17 protein-coding genes are annotated in these 17,887 nt (G+C 69.2%); 13 read left to right on the top strand and 4 right to left on the bottom strand.

What is annotated here, in order from left to right:
• Window positions 1–5: 5 nt before the first annotated feature.
• The 12 genes from dsbD (at window position 6) to QAA18_RS04760 (ending at window position 12,729) form a co-directional block, all read left to right on the top strand.
• Window positions 6–2,276 carry a protein-disulfide reductase DsbD gene (gene dsbD / locus QAA18_RS04815; protein ID WP_279411455.1) on the top strand — a complete coding sequence of 757 codons (2,271 nt, stop codon included), beginning with the start codon at window positions 6–8 and terminating at the stop codon, window positions 2,274–2,276.
• Window position 2,277: 1 nt separating this feature from the next.
• Window positions 2,278–2,874 carry a TlpA disulfide reductase family protein gene (locus tag QAA18_RS04810; protein WP_279411453.1) on the top strand — a complete coding sequence of 199 codons (597 nt, stop codon included), beginning with the start codon at window positions 2,278–2,280 and terminating at the stop codon, window positions 2,872–2,874.
• Between the two features lie 108 nt (window positions 2,875–2,982).
• Entirely contained in the window at window positions 2,983–3,420 is a 438-nt protein-coding gene (aroQ, locus tag QAA18_RS04805; protein ID WP_279411451.1) for a type II 3-dehydroquinate dehydratase, read from the top strand.
• A gap of 32 nt (window positions 3,421–3,452) precedes the next feature.
• Complete coding sequence (gene accB, locus QAA18_RS04800; protein ID WP_279411449.1) at window positions 3,453–3,920, top strand: acetyl-CoA carboxylase biotin carboxyl carrier protein; 468 nt, start codon at window positions 3,453–3,455, stop codon at window positions 3,918–3,920.
• 10 nt (window positions 3,921–3,930) lie between these two features.
• Window positions 3,931–5,298 carry an acetyl-CoA carboxylase biotin carboxylase subunit gene (accC, locus tag QAA18_RS04795; RefSeq protein WP_279411448.1) on the top strand — a complete coding sequence of 456 codons (1,368 nt, stop codon included), beginning with the start codon at window positions 3,931–3,933 and terminating at the stop codon, window positions 5,296–5,298.
• A gap of 104 nt (window positions 5,299–5,402) precedes the next feature.
• Window positions 5,403–6,605, top strand: a complete 1,203-nt coding sequence (locus QAA18_RS04790; protein WP_279411447.1) for a hypothetical protein — start codon at window positions 5,403–5,405, stop codon at window positions 6,603–6,605.
• A 9-nt stretch (window positions 6,606–6,614) separates the two neighbouring features.
• Entirely contained in the window at window positions 6,615–7,532 is a 918-nt protein-coding gene (gene prmA / locus QAA18_RS04785) for a 50S ribosomal protein L11 methyltransferase (protein ID WP_279411446.1), read from the top strand.
• A gap of 9 nt (window positions 7,533–7,541) precedes the next feature.
• Window positions 7,542–8,069: a DUF3426 domain-containing protein gene (locus QAA18_RS04780; protein WP_279411445.1), complete on the top strand. Its 528-nt coding sequence runs from the start codon at window positions 7,542–7,544 to the stop codon at window positions 8,067–8,069.
• A 102-nt stretch (window positions 8,070–8,171) separates the two neighbouring features.
• Window positions 8,172–8,441, top strand: coding sequence for a DNA-binding transcriptional regulator Fis (fis, locus tag QAA18_RS04775; protein ID WP_279411443.1), 270 nt, complete (start codon window positions 8,172–8,174; stop codon window positions 8,439–8,441).
• A gap of 4 nt (window positions 8,442–8,445) precedes the next feature.
• A complete protein-coding gene (gene purH, locus QAA18_RS04770; RefSeq protein WP_279411441.1) occupies window positions 8,446–10,017 on the top strand; it encodes a bifunctional phosphoribosylaminoimidazolecarboxamide formyltransferase/IMP cyclohydrolase in 1,572 nt (523 codons plus the stop codon).
• Between the two features lie 4 nt (window positions 10,018–10,021).
• Window positions 10,022–11,308, top strand: a complete 1,287-nt coding sequence (purD, locus tag QAA18_RS04765) for a phosphoribosylamine--glycine ligase (protein ID WP_279411438.1) — start codon at window positions 10,022–10,024, stop codon at window positions 11,306–11,308.
• 86 nt (window positions 11,309–11,394) lie between these two features.
• Window positions 11,395–12,729 carry a Fic family protein gene (locus QAA18_RS04760; protein ID WP_279411436.1) on the top strand — a complete coding sequence of 445 codons (1,335 nt, stop codon included), beginning with the start codon at window positions 11,395–11,397 and terminating at the stop codon, window positions 12,727–12,729.
• A gap of 151 nt (window positions 12,730–12,880) precedes the next feature.
• Here QAA18_RS04760 and QAA18_RS04755 read toward each other — a convergent pair whose 3' ends face one another.
• On the bottom strand, window positions 12,881–13,342 hold the full coding sequence (locus QAA18_RS04755) for a BON domain-containing protein (RefSeq protein ID WP_279411434.1): 462 nt from the start codon (window positions 13,340–13,342) through the stop codon (window positions 12,881–12,883).
• Between the two features lie 64 nt (window positions 13,343–13,406).
• The gene (ygiD, locus tag QAA18_RS04750) at window positions 13,407–14,267 is read right to left on the bottom strand and encodes a 4,5-DOPA dioxygenase extradiol (RefSeq protein ID WP_279411433.1); all 861 of its coding nucleotides are present in this window, start codon (window positions 14,265–14,267) and stop codon (window positions 13,407–13,409) included.
• 59 nt (window positions 14,268–14,326) lie between these two features.
• Between ygiD and QAA18_RS04745 the strand changes: the two genes are divergently transcribed.
• Window positions 14,327–16,210: an MFS transporter gene (locus tag QAA18_RS04745; protein WP_279411430.1), complete on the top strand. Its 1,884-nt coding sequence runs from the start codon at window positions 14,327–14,329 to the stop codon at window positions 16,208–16,210.
• A gap of 41 nt (window positions 16,211–16,251) precedes the next feature.
• Here QAA18_RS04745 and QAA18_RS04740 read toward each other — a convergent pair whose 3' ends face one another.
• Both QAA18_RS04740 and nudC read right to left on the bottom strand, forming a co-directional pair.
• Entirely contained in the window at window positions 16,252–17,160 is a 909-nt protein-coding gene (locus QAA18_RS04740; RefSeq protein WP_279411429.1) for a hypothetical protein, read from the bottom strand.
• Window positions 17,161–17,169: 9 nt separating this feature from the next.
• The coding region (gene nudC, locus QAA18_RS04735; RefSeq protein ID WP_279411428.1) for an NAD(+) diphosphatase at window positions 17,170–17,887 on the bottom strand (718 nt) is incomplete at its 5' end.

The raw sequence follows: 17,887 nt of genomic DNA, 5'->3' as shown, positions 1-17,887 counted from the left end.
ACGCGATGGTTTTGCAGCGACTCCGCCGCTGGGCGGGGGCAATGGCGGTGGCGGTGGCGATGGCTTCGACGGGCGCGATGCTGTTCGCGCCGGCTTCGCAGGCCCGGGCCATCGACGAGTCGCAACTGCTGCCCGTCGACGAGGCGTTCGCATTGCAGGCCATCGCGCCGCAGCGCGACCGGGTCGAACTGTCGTGGGCGATCGCGGACGGTTACTACCTGTACCGCCACAGGATCTCGGTCGAGGTACAGGACACCGGGTTCGGCGCCGGCGAGCTGCAACTGCCCGACGGCGAGCCCCACCACGACGAGTTCTTCGGCGACGTGGAGACCTACCGGGGAACATTGCGCGCGACGCTTCCCGGCAGCGCCGAGCCGGGCGCCGCCGCGGTCACGCTGAAGGTCAGGTACCAGGGTTGCGCCGACCTGGGCGTGTGCTATCCGCCGCAGACACGCATGCTGACCGTGGCGCTGCCGGCGGCCGGCACCGGCACCGGCACCGCGATCGGCCTGCCGGGCGCAGGCGCCAGCAACGGGCTGCGCCTGCCGGGGTTGGCCGGTTCCGGCCCCGGCGATCCGCTGCCGGAATCGCAGGCGTTCGGATTCGAGGCCATCACCGGCGACGCGCATACCCTGCTGCTGCGCTTCACCCCTGCACCCGGCTATTACCTCTACCGCGACCGCAGCAGTTTCCGCATCGAAGGCGCCGACGGCATCACCGCCGGGCAACCGCAGTGGCCGCCGGGCACCGACCACCACGACGAACACTTCGGCGACGTGGTCGTGTACTTCGACCAGGTCGAAGTGCCGCTGCCGCTGCAACGCGAAGCCGGCCCGGCCACTGCGCTGCGCCTGGTCGCCACCTTCCAGGGTTGCCAGACCGACGGCATCTGCTATCCGCCGATGACGCGCGAAGTCGCGCTGACGGTGGGAGCGGCGGAAGCCGCGAGCGCAGCACCGGGCATCGCGGCTTCCGCCGCCCCCAGCGAGGCCGAGGACACGCGGCTTGCCGCTGCGCTTGCAGGCAAGTCGCGCTGGGTGGCGCTGCTCGGCTTCTTCGGCGCCGGCCTGCTGCTGGCGTTCACGCCTTGCGTGCTGCCGATGATCCCGATCCTGTCCGGACTGATCGCCGGGCAGGGCACGCGCCTGGGCACCTCGCGCGCACTCGTGCTGTCGCTGGTGTACGTAGTCGCCAACGCGCTGGTGTTCACCGCTGCCGGCGTCGTTGCCGGCATGGTCGGCGCCAACCTGCAGGTGATCTTCCAGAAGCCGTGGATCATCGCTGCGTTCTCGGCGCTGTTCGTGGCCCTGGCCCTCTCGTCGTTCGGCCTGTACGAACTACAGTTGCCGGCATCGCTGCGCGCCCGGCTGGGCATGCTCAGCGACCGCCAGCGCGGCGGCTCGCTGGCCGGCGTCGCCGCGATGGGCGCGCTCTCGGCCCTGATCGTCGGTCCCTGCGTGGCGCCGCCGCTGGCCGCGGCGGTGCTCTACATCGGGCAGACCCAGGATCCGGTCTTCGGTGGCGCGGCGCTGTTCCTGCTAGGCATGGGCATGGGCCTGCCGCTGCTCGCCTTCGGCGCGGCCGCCGGCCGCGGCATGCCGACCAGCGGGCCATGGATGACCGCGGTGCAGCGCGTGTTCGGCTTCGTGTTCCTCGGACTCGCGGTGTGGATGCTCGGAAGGATCCTGCCGGGGCCAGTGTTGCTCGCGTCGTGGGGCGTGTTGCTTCTTGCCGCTGCGGCCTGGGCATTCGCCGCGAACACGCATTCGGCGCACACGCGCATGGCAGCGATCTTCGCCGGCCTGGTGCTGGCGGTGGCGGGCGCGGCGCAACTGCTCGGCGCGCTCGCCGGCGGCAACGATCCGCTGCAGCCGCTGGCCGGCATCGTTGGTGGCCAGCAGGACCAGGCGCTGGCGTTCCGCACCATCAAGTCCGGCGACGACCTGGACCGCGAACTCGCCGCCGCGCGCGCGGCCGGCAAGCCGCTGATGTTCGACTTCTATGCCGACTGGTGCGTGAGCTGCAAGGAAATGGAGAAGTACACCTTCACCGATCCCGGCGTGCAGGCGGCACTGGCGGATTTCGTGCTGCTGAAGGCGGACGTCACCGCCAACGACGAGGTCGACCAGGCGCTGATGCGGCGCTTCGGCATCATCGGCCCGCCGGGCACGCTGTTCTTCGTCGATGGCGCGGAGTTGCGCGGCCTGCGGCTGGTGGGTTTCGAGAAGGCCGGGGCGTTCGCGCAGCGCGCGCGCCAGGCCGCGGGGTCGCGCTGAGATGCGGCAGTCGACCAGGGTCGTGCTCGTGGCCATCGGCGCCGGGGCGCTGGGCATCGTCGCCAGCCTGATGACCTCCGGTCCGGGTCCCTTCCTGCGGACCGAGCTCGGCCAGCGCCTGCTGGGGGAGGCGATCTCCGCCTCGGCGCCCGAGCCGCCCGCGGGCGTACCGGTCGCCAGCCGCGGCGAGACGATTCCCGCGATCGAACTGCCGGACCTCGGCGGCCGCCCCACCACCCTGTCCTCGCTGCAGGCCGGGCGACCGATGCTGGTCAATGTCTGGGCTTCCTGGTGCGGCCCGTGCATCGAGGAAATGCCGGAACTGCAGCGCTTCGCCACGGCGCAGGGCCCCACCGGCGTGCAGGTCGTGGGGATCGCCCTCGACGACGAGGCCAACGTCCGCGATTTCCTGGAAAAAATCCCGGTTTCCTACCCCATCCTCATCGATGCGGCCGGACCGGCCGACGCCGGCGTCCGGCTCGGCAATCCCAGGGGCGTGCTGCCCTATTCCATCCTGGTTTCGGCCGACGGGCGCCTGCTGAAGCAGCGGATCGGCCCCTTCGTGCATGGCGAAATCGACGCCTGGGCACAGCCCTGAGGCCTCCGCCAAAATCAAACAATCGCTTAAACCACGGCGAACATCGGCGAACTGGACAGTAACGGCGCCATCGCGCAGACTGCGCCTCCAATCTTTTCCGATCGCGGCATGGCCCGACTCCTGCTCCTGCACGGCCCCAACCTCAACCTGCTCGGCAGCCGCGAGCCGGAGGTCTATGGTCGCACGAGCCTGGCCGAGATCGACGGCGACCTGGCCGCCCGCGCCGCCGCCGCCGGGCACCAGCTCGAGAGCCTGCAGTCCAACAGCGAGGCCGCGCTGGTCGACCGGGTCCAGGCCGCCGCCGGCGACGGCACCGCCTTCATCCTGCTCAACCCGGCCGCCTTCACCCATACCTCCGTGGCCCTGCGCGACGCCCTGGCCGCGGTTGCCATCCCCTTCATCGAAGTCCACCTGTCCAACCCGCACGCCCGCGAGCCGTTCCGCCACGCCAGCTACTTCAGCGACCTGGCGGTAGGCACCGTGGCCGGCTTCGGCGCCGACAGCTACCGCTACGCGCTCGATGCCGCCATCGCGCGGCTGGGCTGACCCTTTCCGCATACCAAGCAAAGAGAACCGCCATGGATCTGCGCAAGATCAAGAAGCTCATCGACCTGCTCGAGGAATCCAACCTCGCCGAGATCGAAATCAAGGAGGGCGAGGAGTCCGTGCGCCTGGCGCGCGTGCCGCAGGGCGGCATCGTCGCTGCCGCGCCGCAGGTCGCCGCCGCACCCGTCGCCGCGATGCCGATGAACTCCCCGGTCCAGGCCGCCACCGGCGGCGCGCCCAAGCCGGCGGCCGAGCAACTTCCCGACGGCGAGGTCGTGCGTTCGCCCATGGTCGGCACGTTCTATGCCTCGCCGGCGCCGGACAAGCCGCCGTTCGTCACCGTCGGCCAGTCGGTCAAGGCCGGCGACACGCTGGGCATCATCGAAGCGATGAAGATGTTCAACCCGATCGAGGCCGACGTCTCGGGCACGGTCCTGAAGATCCTCACCGAAAGCGGCCAGCCGGTGGAGTTCGACCAGCCGCTGTTCGTGATCGGCTGAGGCGCGCACGATGCTCGACAAGGTCGTCATCGCCAACCGCGGCGAAATCGCGCTGCGCATCCTGCGCGCCTGCCACGCGCTCGGCATCCGCACGGTCGCGGTGCACTCCACCGTGGACCGCAACCTCAAGCACGTGGCCATGGCCGACGAGTCGGTGTGCATCGGCCCGGCGCCGTCGGCGCAGAGCTACCTGGACATGGCCGCGATCATCGCCGCGGCCGAAGTGACTGACGCGCAGGCGATCCATCCCGGTTACGGCTTCCTCAGCGAGAACGCGGACTTCGCCGAGCGGGTGGAGAAATCGGGCTTCGTCTTCATCGGGCCCAAGGCCGAGACCATCCGCCTGATGGGCGACAAGGTCGAGGCGATCCGCGCGATGAAGGAAGCCGGCGTGCCTTGTGTGCCCGGCAGCGGCGGTCCGCTCGGCGACGACGTCGAGGCCAACATCGCCATCGCGCGCGAGATCGGCTATCCGGTCATCGTGAAGGCGGCGGGCGGCGGCGGCGGCCGCGGCATGCGCGTGGTCCACACCGAGGCCGCGCTGGCCAACGCCATTGCCACCACCAAGTCCGAGGCCAAGGCCGCATTCGGCAACGACATGGTGTACATGGAAAAGTTCCTGGAGAACCCGCGCCACGTGGAGATCCAGGTGCTTGCGGACGGCCAGGGCAACGCCATCCACCTGGGCGAGCGCGACTGCTCGATGCAGCGCCGCCACCAGAAGGTGGTCGAGGAAGCGCCGGCACCCGGTATCACCGCCGAACAGCGCGCGGAGATCGGCAAGACCTGCACCGAAGCCTGCATCCGCATCGGCTACCGCGGTGCCGGCACGTTCGAGTTCCTGTACGAGAACGGCCGCTTCTACTTCATCGAGATGAACACCCGGATCCAGGTCGAGCATCCCGTCACCGAGATGGTCACCGGCATCGACCTGGTGCGCGAGCAGCTCGCCATCGCCGCCGGGCGCAAGCTGACGCTGAAGCAGTCGGACATCGTGCTCGACGGCCACGCCATCGAATGCCGCATCAACGCCGAGGATCCGGACACCTTCATGCCCAGCCCCGGCCTGATCCAGCACTTCCATGCGCCGGGCGGCCCGGGCGTGCGCATCGATTCGCACATCTACGAAGGCTACCGGGTACCGGCGAACTACGATTCCATGATCGGCAAGCTGATCGTGCACGGCCCGGACCGCAAGACCGCGATCTGCCGCATGCGCGTGGCGCTGAGCGAAATGGTCGTCGACGGCATCAAGACCAACATACCGCTGCAGCAGCGGATCATGGCCGACGGCGGCTTCCAGGCGGGCGGACAGAACATCCACTACCTGGAAAAGCGCCTGGCCGAGCAGAAGGAAAAATCGCTCTCCATCGTGTAAGCCCGGATGGCCCACGGACCCATGTTCGGGTTCGTGAATGTCCTCCCGCGGGCGGTTTCGTCGTACGGCTCTCCTGATCGAATCGACCACAGGAGCGTCACGACATGAAGCCAGTCCGCATTTCCTGCCTTGCCCTCGCCGTTGCCGCCCTGGCAGCGCCCGGCGCCAGCCAGTCGGCCGGCAAGGACAAGCTGCCGCAGCTGTATATCGACGTGGCCACCCACGACATGGCGGGCATGCCCGGCGGCGGCCTGGGCAAGGCGGCAATGGGCCTGTTCGGCAAGGGCAAGGTCACCTACGGCATGACCCGGTACCCCGGCCTGCCCGGCCGCTACATGGACATCGCGCTTTACACCGGCGCCAATCCCGCGCCTGAAGCGGCGCAGGCGATCCCGTCCGGGCTGCGCCTGGGCAAGAGCCTGCCGCTGCTGCCGCCTGCCCCCGAGCGCCAGGCGACCTACGAGGGCGGCGGCAGCATCGACGGCGGCATTGCCGATGGCGGCGACGGCACCGCGCGCATCCTCATCTATTGGGGTTGCGGCGACAGCGTGGGCAAGGGCCAGCCGCGCGAGATCCGCATCAGCATGAAGGACGGCAAGGCCGACGTCAGCGGTTCGATGCCGAAGGGACGGCAGTCGCCGTCGAAATCCATCTCCCCCGGCCGCGAGTACGCGCTGTGGCCAAACGACCGCAGCGGCAAGGCGATCAACGACAAGGCGTCGCTGGTCGGAGAGCACCAGGTCAGCGGCCCGGGCGTGCCCGAGTCGATGCGCTTCGCGATCGAGGCGGCGCACGACTTCATGCCCGCGATCGACGTCGCCAGCAGCGGGGGCGGCAGCGCGGCGACGAAGCTGCAGTGGAAGCCGGTCGACCAGGCGACCGGCTATTTCCTCAACGCGATCGGCCAGAACGGCGACGCGCTGGTGATGTGGAGCAGCGCCGAAATGGCCGAGCCCGGCTCGGGGCTGATCGACTACCTGCCCGAAGCGACCGTCGCCAAGTGGATCAAGGAAAAGGTGCTGCTGGCGCCGCAGACGACGAGCTGCTCGATCCCCGCCGGCATCTTCGGCGACGGCGCGGGCATGACCCAGATGATCGCCTACGGCCCCGAGAAGCACATGACCTGGCCGCCCAGGCCCGCCAAGGCGCCGGCCTCGTGGCAGCCGGAATGGGGCCTGCGCCTGCGCAGCAAGTCCACGGTGATGCTGCCTGCGGGCCTCGGCACCGCCGGTGGCAAGGGCGTCGAGGACGCGGCCAGGCCCAAGGCGGACCCGAAGAAGCTGTTGAAGGGGCTGTTCGGCCGCTAAGCTGGCGGCATGCCCTTCCTCGAACTTTCCATCCGCTGCAGCGAAAGCGAGCAGCCGCGGTACGAACATGCGCTGGAGGACGTCGGCGCGCTGGCAGTGACCCTGCTGGACGCCGACGCCGCCACGCCCAACGAGCGCGCGATCCTCGAGCCTGGCGTCGGCCAGACGCCGTTGTGGCAGGGCATCGCGTTGTCGGCGCTGTTCCCGCACGATGCCGACGCACTGATGCTGCTGGCGGCGCTGGAAAGTTTCGATCCGGCGCTCGACTGGACCAGCGCTTCGTTCCGCAAGGTCGACGACCAGGATTGGGAACGCGCGTGGATGGACCAGTACGTGCCGCTGCGGTTCGGCGCGCGCACCTGGATCGTGCCCTGGAACCAGGCGCTGCCGGCCGGGGCCACCGCGGCCGATGCGGCGGTGGTGCGGCTGGATCCGGGGCTCGCGTTCGGCTCGGGCACGCATCCGACCACCTCGTTGTGCCTGCAATGGCTGGACGCGCTGGCCGCCGATGGTGAACTCGAGGGCGCGACGGTGCTCGATTTCGGCTGCGGCAGCGGCATCCTCGCCCTGGCCGCGCTGAAGCTCGGCGCCGTGCATGCGGTGGGGGTGGACAACGACCCGCAGGCCCTGCTCGCCACCGCGGACAATGCCGGGCGCAACGGCGTCGGCGAGCGCCTGCAGGTGCACTCGCCGGAAGAGGAACCTGCTGCCACCTATCCGGTGGTGGTGGCCAACATCCTGGCGTCCGCGCTGGACGCCCTGGCCGAAACCCTGGCCGCGCGCGTGGCGCCCGGCGGACGGATCGCGCTGTCCGGCATCCTCGCCGGCCAGGAACCTCCGCTGCTGGACCGCTACGGCGCATGGTTCGACGACCTGCAGGTCGCGCGCGAGGACGAGTGGATCCGCATCGACGGCCGTCGTCGTTAAACTGCCGCCATGCGCCGCACGTTGCCCAGCTTCATCTCGCCGCCCTCCGCCGCCGCGCTCGCGCAGCGCGGTCGCCGCGACTGGCGCGGGCCGGCGATCATCGCGGCGCTGTCGTTGCTGCTGGTCGTGCAGATCGTGCTGGCGGACCGCGCCGCACTGGCCGCCAGTGCGCGCTGGCGCCCGCTGGTCTCCACTGCCTGCAGCGTCCTGCGCTGCGAGGTGCCGGCATGGCGCGAACCCGGCGCGATGACGCTGGTCGACCGCGACGTGCGTCCGCATCCCGCACGCGCAGGCGCGCTGCGGGTCAAGGCGACGTTCCGCAACGACGCGCGCTGGGCGCAGGCATGGCCGGTGCTGGTACTGACCCTGTCGGACGTGGACGGCCGCGTGGTCGGTGCGCGCGCGTTCCAGCCGCGCGAATACCTGGGCCATGAGCCGGAACACGCCACCATCGGCAGCCAACAGGCTGCGCAAGTGGCCATGGACATCCTGGAGCCGATGCCCGGCGTCGTCGCATTCACCTTCGACTTCCGCTGAGCGTCCCGTGGATGCCGCGTGGCAACCGCGCGCCTGCCGCGCTAGACTTCCCCTCCCCCGCCGGGCACGCCGGCGGTGCTGGTCACGCCGCAGGGGAAGTGCTTGAACGCCGTCGATCGCAACGAATCCTCACGCAGCGGACCGCGCCCGCCGTTGCGCGACCACGTCGCCAACTCCGTGCGCCGCTACTTGCGCGACCTCGACGGTTGCGGTGCCAACGACCTGTACGAGATCGCATTGCGCGAGCTGGAGATCCCGTTGTTCGCCGAAGTGCTGAACCATTGCGAAGGCAACCAGAGCCGCGCCGCGGCGATGCTGGGCATCCACCGCGCCACCCTGCGCAAGAAGCTGCGCGACTACGGGATCGACTGAACCGATGGCACAGGACTTCGTGCGCGTGCGCCGCGCGCTGCTTTCGGTTTCCGACAAGAGCGGATTGATCGAACTGGGCCAGGCCCTGGCAGCCCGCGGCGTGGTGCTGCTGTCCACCGGCGGCACCGCCCGCGCCCTGCGCGAGGCCGGCCTGGAGGTTACCGACGTCAGCCAGGCCACGGGTTTCCCGGAAATGATGGACGGCCGGGTCAAGACCCTGCATCCGGTGGTCCACGGCGGCCTGCTGGGCCGGGCCGGCACCGACGACGCGGTCATGGCCGAGCACGGGATCGCCCCGATCGACCTGCTGGTGCTCAACCTGTATCCGTTCGCCGAGGTCTCGGCCAATCCCGACAGCACGTTCGACCAGATCATCGAGAACATCGACATCGGCGGCCCGGCGATGCTGCGCTCGGCGGCCAAGAACTTCGCCCGCGTCGCCGTCGCCACCGATCCGTCGCAGTACGCGGCGATCGTCTCCGAGCTGGATGCCAACGACGGCTCGCTTTCGGCGAAGACGCGCTTCGCGCTGTCGGTGGCCGCGTTCAACAACGTCGCCTTCTACGATGCCTGCATCGCCAACTACCTGTCCTCGCTGGACGGCGACGGCAGGCAGGCGCTGTTCCCGGGACAACAGAACAGCAACTTCGCCAAGGTGATGGACCTGCGCTACGGCGAGAACCCGCACCAGCAGGCTGCGTTCTACCGCGACCAGCGGCCGGTGCCGGGCACGCTGGCCACCTTCAGCCAGCTGCAGGGCAAGGAGCTGTCCTACAACAACCTGGCCGACGCCGATGCCGCGTGGGAATGCGTGCGCCAGTTCGAGCAGGCCGCCTGCGTGATCGTCAAGCACGCCAATCCCTGCGGCGTGGCCGTGGGCACCGGCTGCGGCGACAGCTACGAGGCCGCCTACGCGACCGATCCGACCTCGGCCTTCGGCGGCATCATCGCCTTCAACAGCCGGCTCGATGCCGCGACCGCCAGGACCATCCTCGACCGGCAGTTCGTCGAAGTCCTGATCGCGCCGGACTACGACGACGACGCCCTGGCCTACGCGAAGAAGAAGGCCAACGTGCGCGTGCTGCGCATCCCGCACGGCGACGGCCGCAACAATTTCGACGTCAAGCGCGTCGGTTCGGGCCTGCTGATGCAGACCAGCGACATCCGCGAAGTGACGCGCGACGAGCTGAAGGTCGTGACCAGGATCGCGCCGACCGATGCTCAGCTCGGCGACCTGCTGTTCGCCTGGCGCGTGGCCAAGTTCGTCAAGTCCAACGCGATCGTCTACGCGAAGGACGGCCGCACCGTCGGCGTCGGCGCCGGCCAGATGAGCCGCGTGTACTCCGCGCGCATCGCCGGGATCAAGGCCGCCGACGCCGGCCTGGTCGTGCCTGGCTCGGTAATGGCGTCGGACGCCTTCTTCCCGTTCCGCGACGGCATCGACGCCGCGGCCGAAGCCGGCATCAAGGCCGTGATCCAGCCGGGCGGCTCGATGCGCGACAGCGAAGTGATCGCCGCGGCCGACGAGCACGGCATCGCCATGGTGTTCACCGGCATCCGGCATTTCAGGCATTGAACCGATGAAAGTCCTGGTCATCGGCGGTGGTGGACGCGAACACGCACTGGCGTGGAAGCTGGCGCAATCGCCGCGCGTCTCCCAGGTACTGGTGGCGCCGGGCAATGCCGGCACCGCGACCGAAACAAAATGCCGCAACGTCGATGTCGGCTCGACCGACCTGGACGGCCTGGTGGCCCTGGTGGAGCGCGAAGGTGTGAGCGTCACCGTCGTCGGCCCGGAGCAACCGCTGGTGGCCGGTGTCGTCGACCGTTTCCGCGCCACCGGCCATCGCATCTTCGGCCCGACCGCCGCGGCCGCGCAGCTCGAGGGCAGCAAGGCGTTCGCCAAGGATTTCCTTGCTCGCCACGGCATCCCGACCGCGCACTATGGGGTGCACACCGATGTCGATGCGGCGCTTGGCCACGTGCGCGACAAGGGCGCGCCCATCGTGATCAAGGCCGACGGCCTGGCCGCCGGCAAGGGCGTCATCGTGGCGATGACCCTCGATGAAGCCGAGGCTGCTGTACGCGACATGCTCGCCGGCAATGCCTTCGGCGCCGCCGGCGCGCGCGTGGTGATCGAGGAGTTCCTCGACGGCGAGGAGGCCAGCTTCATTTCCATGGTCGATGGCAGCACCGTGCTGCCGATGGCGACCTCGCAGGACCACAAGCGCGTGGGCGACGGCGACACCGGCCCCAATACCGGCGGCATGGGCGCGTATTCGCCCGCGCCGGTGGTCACGCCGGAAGTCCACGCGCGGATCATGCGCGAAGTGGTCGAGCCGACCGTGCGCGGCATGGCGGCCGACGGCGTGCCGTTCACCGGCTTCCTTTACGCCGGGCTGATGATCGACAAGGCGGGCGCGCCCAGGGTGATCGAGTTCAACGTGCGCTTCGGCGACCCGGAAACGCAGCCGGTGATGCTGCGCCTGCAGTCGGACCTGCTCGACCTGGTGGAGGCGGCCATCGACGGGCGACTGCACGGCGTTGAAGCGTCATGGGACCCGCGCCCCAGCCTGGGCGTGGTGATGGCGGCCGAAGGCTACCCCGGCACGCCGCGTACCGGCGACGCCATCAATTCGATGGACGCCCCGGACCTGGAAGACACCAAGGTCTTCCACGCCGGGACCCGGTTGGAGAACGGCCAGGCCATCACCGCCGGCGGCCGCGTCCTGTGCGTGTGCGCCCTGGGCGACAGCGTGGCCGACGCCCAGCGCAAGGCCTACGCGGAAGTCGCCGGCATCTCCTGGCCCGGCGAGTTCCACCGCCACGACATCGGCTGGCGGGCCATCGAGCGCGAGTCTATTTAATTTACTATTAAAATCAATCATTTAAAATTATTCTACCAATTTCATACCGATTGGTGTACGTTTCGGTATGAAATCGGTAGAACCTGATGAAGCTCCCTGTCTCCCCTCCCTCCTGGCAAGAGCTGAGCCATCGGCACGGGCGGGAAATCGGCCGTCTACTCTCGCTGCGCATCGGCGCCGAGGTCGGGGGAAAGTACGAACACTGGGATCACCTGCGCCACCTGGATCCGCCAGCCGGGCTCGACGTCGAGCAATGGTGGCTCGGCATCAAGTTCGCGCGCCAGGCGCTTGCCCGCTTCCTGCCGCTGCGCGACAGAAAGGGAAACCACTTCAGCATCACCTTGAGCGACAGTATTCAGCGCCGGCTCTTCCTGGTCGCGCGAGACGCCGCCGGTGTCCTCCAGGGAACCGGAGGTATCCCGTCGGAAACCATGCGCGAACGCTATCTGGTGCGTTCGCTGATGGAAGAGGCAATGACCTCGTCGCAACTTGAGGGCGCGGCCACCACCACCCAGGCAGCCAAGGAGATGCTGCGTTCGGGTCGCGAACCGCGCGACTACGGCGAACGCATGATCGTCAACAATTTCCGGACGATGCAGGAGCTGAGACATTGGTTCGACCGGCCATTGACCCCGGGGACCGTGTTCGAGATCCACCGCATGCTCACCGATGGCGCCCTCGACGACCCGGGGGCCGCGGGGCGCTTCCGCAAAGCAGGCGAAGACATCGTGATCGAGGACGAAACCGGGACGGTCCTCCACGTTCCGCCGCCAGCATCCGAACTGCCGGCCAGGATGCAGGCACTCTGCGACTTCGCAAACCAGGGCGACGACGACGAACACTTCATCCATCCCGTGGTCCGCGCCATCGTCATCCACTTCCAGCTCGGCTACGACCATCCCTTCGTCGACGGCAACGGGCGAACCGCCAGGGCATTGTTCTATTGGTCGATGCTGCGGTCCGGGTTCTGGATGACGGAATATTTCTCCATTTCCAGCATCCTCAGGCAGGCGCCTGCGCAGTATTCCAGGGCCTATCTCTACACCGAGTCGGACGAGGGAGACGTCACCTATTTCCTGTCCCACCAGCTCGACGTGCTGTTGAAGGCCATTGACGGCGTCCACGGATATATCGCCCGCAAACAGCAGGCCCAGCTTGAGGCCGAAGCGCTACTGAAGCCGGGCAGCCGGCTCGCACGCCTGCTCAACCACCGACAGCGCGCAGTGCTCCTTAACGCCCTGAAGCACCCGGGCAAGCACTTCACCATCGCCGTGCATCAACGTACCCACGATGTTGCCTACGACACGGCGCGATCCGACCTGCTCGGCCTCGTCTCGGCCAAACTGATGCAGCAGTACAAGCAGGGCAAGACGCTGATGTTCGTCGCCCGGCCGGAGCTGGCCGACAAGCTCAAGCGCTGATGCCGGCGCGGCCGAAGGCGACCGTTCGTGCATTCGCGGCCTCAGGAGACGACTAGCGCGACAGCCATTGGCTCAACGATTGCCGGAGCCGGCCCGAGCAGTCCGGCGGGGGCAAATCTGGTTGCTGTAACCCGGCCGGGCTGCGCTCCGGCTAATGCCTCGCCGAACCCTGATCCGGCGCTTCCGGATCGCGCGAGGCCAGCCGGCTCTCCACATCCGACACGCCCTGCATCCCCGCCACGTAGCGCGCCACGTCCGCGGCGTCCTCGTCGCTGGCCTCACCGCTCAACGTGACATGGCCGCCTGTCACCGTGACCTCCACCGCCGAAGGGCGGTCCAGCAGATGGCCGAGCTTGGCGCGAATGCGCTCATGCAGGGTGTCGTCGTCGACGGGCGCGGCTTCAATGTGCGACTTCGCTTCCGCCATGGCGCCGCGCATGCGGTTGGAGGCGTCGCGCCCGGCGGTACGCGCCGAATGCTCCAGCTCGCGGACGGCGCCGGTACCGCGATCGCGCGCCAGCGCCCTGCGGCGGCGCCCCGCCTGCGGATCGAGGAAGTACATCACGGCCGCACCTGCGGCGACCCATCCAGCGGCCTTCATCAACGCATTCATCGACAGTCTCCATTCGGGACCGACGATGTTGCCAGCGGACATGGAAAGCCCGCGCGAAGACGCCTCAGACGTTCGCGTCCTCCGGCGCCATCACCGTCTCCAGCGGCGCCGCGCCGCCCAGCCCGTCCTGCAATGCGGGATCGCAGCTGCCCACGGTGTAGCAGGTCATCGACAGCGAACCATAGGCGTAGCCGTCGACCAATACGTCGGCGCCCCTGCCCGATTCGGCGGCCATGCCGGCGATGTACAGCAGCGGCAGGAAGTGCTCGTCGGTGGGCGCGGCCATGCGGAAGTCGTGGTGGTTGAACAGTTCCAGCGCATCGGCGGGGCGTTCGGTCATCAACCGGCGCGCGTAGTCGTCGAAACGGCGCGCCCAGTCGAAACCGGCGTCGGGCTGCTTCCAGTCGATGGCGCGCAGGTTGTGCACGACGTTGCCGCTGCCGACCACGAGCACGCCGCGTTCGCGCAGGGCCGCCAGCTTGCGGCCCATCTCCAGGTGGTAGGCAGGCGGCTGCAGTGCGTTGATCGACAGCTGCACGACCGGGATGTCGGCCTCCGGGAAGGCATGCACCAACACCGACCAGGTGCCGTGGTCCAGGCCCCAGCTGTCGTGGTCGGTACCGACCTGCTCCGGCTTCACGACCTCGACGATCTCGCCGGCCAGCTCCGGCAGCCCCGGCGCCGGGTACTGGATGTCGAACAGCGCCTGGGGGAAGCCGTAGAAGTCGTGGATGGTCTGCGGCCGCGCCATCGCAGTGACGGCAGTGGCGTTGACGTACCAGTGCGCGGAAACCGCCAGGATCGCGCGCGGGCGCGGCACCGAGGCGCCGAACGCGCGCCAGGCGTCCGTATAGCGGTTGCGCTCCAGGGCGTTCATGGGGCTGCCGTGGCCCAGGAAGGCGGCGGGCATGGTCTGGGTGGTCATGGGGGCAGGATACGATAGGCGCCGGGGTCGCGGCTTCCGCTGCCGCTACGGGGACCTGAATGGCGCAGAACCAGTTCCAGCTACTCAAGCAGCGGCGGTTCCTGCCGTTCTTCGCGACCCAGTGCTTCGGCGCCTTCAACGACAACGTGTTCCGCCAGGCCATCATCGGCCTGCTGTTCTGGATGGAGGCCACGCCGGACCAGCGCACCCTGTACGCCTCGCTGGCGCCGGCGATCTTCATCCTGCCCTACTTCCTGTTCTCGGCCATCGCCGGGCAGATCGCGGAGAAGCTGGAGAAGTCGCGCCTGATCCGGATCACGACCTCGATGGAGATCGCGATCATGTCGCTGGCCGCGATCGCGTTCGTGTTGCAGGCGCTGCCGCTGCTGCTGGTGGCGCTGTTCCTGACAGGCGTGCAGTCGACGCTGTTCGGGCCGGTGAAGTATTCGATCCTGCCTTCGGTGCTGCGACCTGAAGAACTGACCGGCGGCAACGGCCTGGTCGAGATGGGGACCTCGGTGTCGATCCTCATCGGCATGATCGCCGGCGGCATGATCTTCGAACTGGCGGGCGCCAGCGGTCCGTGGGCCGCCGGCGGTTGCGTGATCGGGCTGGCGATCGCCGGCAACCTGGTCAGCCGCATGATCCCGCCCGCGGGCGCGGGTGCGCCGGACCTGGAGGTCAACTGGACCCCGAGTCCCGAGACCGTGGCCGTGCTGCGCATGGCGCGCAGCCGGCTCGCGGTGCGCAACTCGATCTTGGGCATCTCCTGGTTCTGGTTCGTCGGCACGGTGTTCGCGACCCAGCTGCCGGACTACGCCGTGCTCAACCTCGGCGGCTCGGCGACGCTGTACGTGTTCGCGCTGGCGCTGTTCTCGATCGGCACCGGCGCCGGCTCGATGCTGTGCGAGAAGCTGTCGGCGCGCACCGTGGAGATCGGCCTGGTGCCGCTGGGCGCGTTCGGCATGAGCGCGTTCCTGTTCGACCTGTACTTCGCGCGCAGCGGCGTGGTCGCCGCATCGGGACTGGACATCGCCGGCTTCCTGCGCGAACCAGGCAGCTGGCGGATCGTCGCCGACCTGGTCGGCATCGGCGTGTTCACCGGCTTCTTCGTGGTGCCGTTGTTCGCGCTTGTGCAGACGCGCACGCCGAAGGATGAACTGTCGCGCACCATCGGTGCGCTCAACATCCAGAATTCGGCATTCGTGGTCGCCGCGTCGGTGAGCTGCCTGCTGTTGCGGCAATGGGCCGGCTGGAGCATTCCGCAGCTGTTCCTGGCGCTGGCGGTGGCCAACACCCTGGTCGCCATCTGGATCTTCAGCATCGTGCCGGAGTTCCTGATGCGCTTCCTGAGCTGGGTGCTGGTGCGCACGCTCTACCGGCTGCGGGTGCGGGGCGTGGAGGAGCACGTGCCCGACGAGGGTCCTGCCGTGCTGGTGTGCAACCACGTCAGCTATGTGGACGCGCTGGTGCTTTCCGCGGCGATCCCGCGTCCGGTGCGCTGGGTGATGTACCACCGCATCTTCGACATCCCGGTACTCCGCTGGATCTTCCGCAATGCGCGCGCGATCCCGATCGCCGGGGCACGCGAGGATCCCGCCCTCATGCAGCGCGCATTCGACACCATCGACGCCGTACTGGCCGAGGGCGAGCTCGTCGGCATCTTCCCGGAAGGCGCATTGACGAAGGACGGCGGGATCGCGCCGTTCAAGTCGGGCGTGGAGAGGATCCTGGCCCGCCGCCCGGTGCCGGTCGTGCCGCTCGCACTGCGCGGCCTGTGGGCCAGCATGTGGAGCCGCCGGGATTCCCGGCTGGGGCGCATGCGCGTCCCGCGTCGCTTCCGCGCGCACGTGGAGTTGCACGCCGGCCCGCCGCTGCCGCCGACGACCACCGCGGCGGAACTCGAAGCGCAAGTCCGCCACCTGCGCGGATCCGCGGAATAGCCCTTCCGGCTACCGATTCCCGGCTACCGGCTCCCGGCTCCTCAAGCCACCCAGCCGGCAAGCACGAACAGCGCCAGCACCGCCAGCCACAGCAGCAGGATGCGCCAGACCAGGCTCATCGCGTCGCGCAGCTCGGGCAGTTCGCCCAGCTGCGTGGCCAGGTCGGGCGCGGTCAGCCCTTCTTCGATGTATTCCTCGGCCTGCTCGGCGACTTCGGCGCGCACGCTGGCGCGGCCGGCAGCGGCGAGGAAGGCTGCGTCCATGTCGAAGCTGGCGCCGCCATGCTCCTTCCATGCGCCGACCACGGTGTCGAAGTTGCCGGCCAGGGCCAGGGCGAGGGTCATCAGCTGTCCAACCGGCCAGTCCATCAGCGCATGCAGCCAGCGCGCACCGGCGGCGGTGCCGGCGGGCAGCAGGCGCGACTCCGTGCCGTCGGCGGCAAGCGCCACGAGGCGGTAGAGCAAGGCACCGGACGCGCCCAGCAGGAGGAACCAGAACAGCACGCCGAACCAGCGCCGCTGGGCTGCCGTGAACACCGCCGACACCATGCCCGGCGGATCTAGCACCGCGCGCTGCGGATCCGGCCACAGCTTCAGCGCCGCCTCGCGCCGCGCCACAGGGTCGGGTGCAGCCACTACCGCCTCGACGTCGACGTCCAGGTCGCGCGGGCCCCAGCTGTAGAACAGCACAGCGATGCCGAACAGCAGGCCGGCCAGGCCGAGCAACGGCGTGGCCAGCGCAAGCTGGAACAGGGCGACCAGCAGGACCGGCGGCAGCAGCGCCAGCACGATGCCGTAGCGCCCGCGCCAGGCGCCGTCGCCCGGGAAGCGTTCGTCCAGCCAGCGCAGCCAGTTGCCGAACCATTCGTGCGAACGCACGCCGGCGGCGAACGCGGGCGCCACGTGGCCCAGGATGATGGCGGCGACTGCGGCGATGAGGGTAGCGGCCATGGCCGGAGTTTACAGCGTGGCGAGCCAGCGTTCGGCCAGCCAGCGCGAGATCGAGACCGGTGCCGAGAGGATGATGCCCTCGCCTTCGGCCTCGGCCTTCGACCAGTCCGCAGCGAGCCCTGCGCGGACCTGGTCGGGTTCGAACCAGCGCACGTCCTCGAGCTCGTCGCCGGCGACCGGCTCGTCGGGTTCGGCATGGGCGATGAAACCCAGCATCAGCGCGCTGGGGAACGGCCATGGCTGCGAGCCCTGGTACCGGCACTGGCGCACGCGCACGCCGCTTTCCTCCAGCACTTCGCGGGCCACGGTCTGTTCCAGGGATTCGCCCGGTTCGACGAAACCGGCCAGCACCGACCAGCGCCGCGGCGCCCACGGCTTCTGCCGTCCCAGCAGCAGGCGGCGGCCGTCGGTGACCGCGACGATGATCGCCTGGTCCGTGCGCGGGTAATGCTCCAGGTTGCAGCCGGTGCAGCGCCCGAGCCAGCCGGCGCGCTCGTAGCGCAGCTCCGCGCCGCAGACGCCGCAGTATCGATGGCGCGCATGCCAGTGCAGCACGGCGCGGGCCTGGGCGAAGACGGTCGAATCGAAGGCGGGCCAATGGGTGGCTGCGCTGCGCAGGTCCACGCGGTGCGGCGCCGGGGCGACGACCTGCGCATTGGCCGTTCCCGCGCGCTGCGCGAACCACGCCACGCCGTCGCGCAGGCCGAGGAAGATCGCGGTCCCGGGC

It is taken from the genome of Luteimonas sp. 8-5 (assembly GCF_029763755.1).
Classification (GTDB): domain Bacteria; phylum Pseudomonadota; class Gammaproteobacteria; order Xanthomonadales; family Xanthomonadaceae; genus Cognatiluteimonas.
This window is presented reverse-complemented; position numbering and strand designations above follow the sequence as displayed.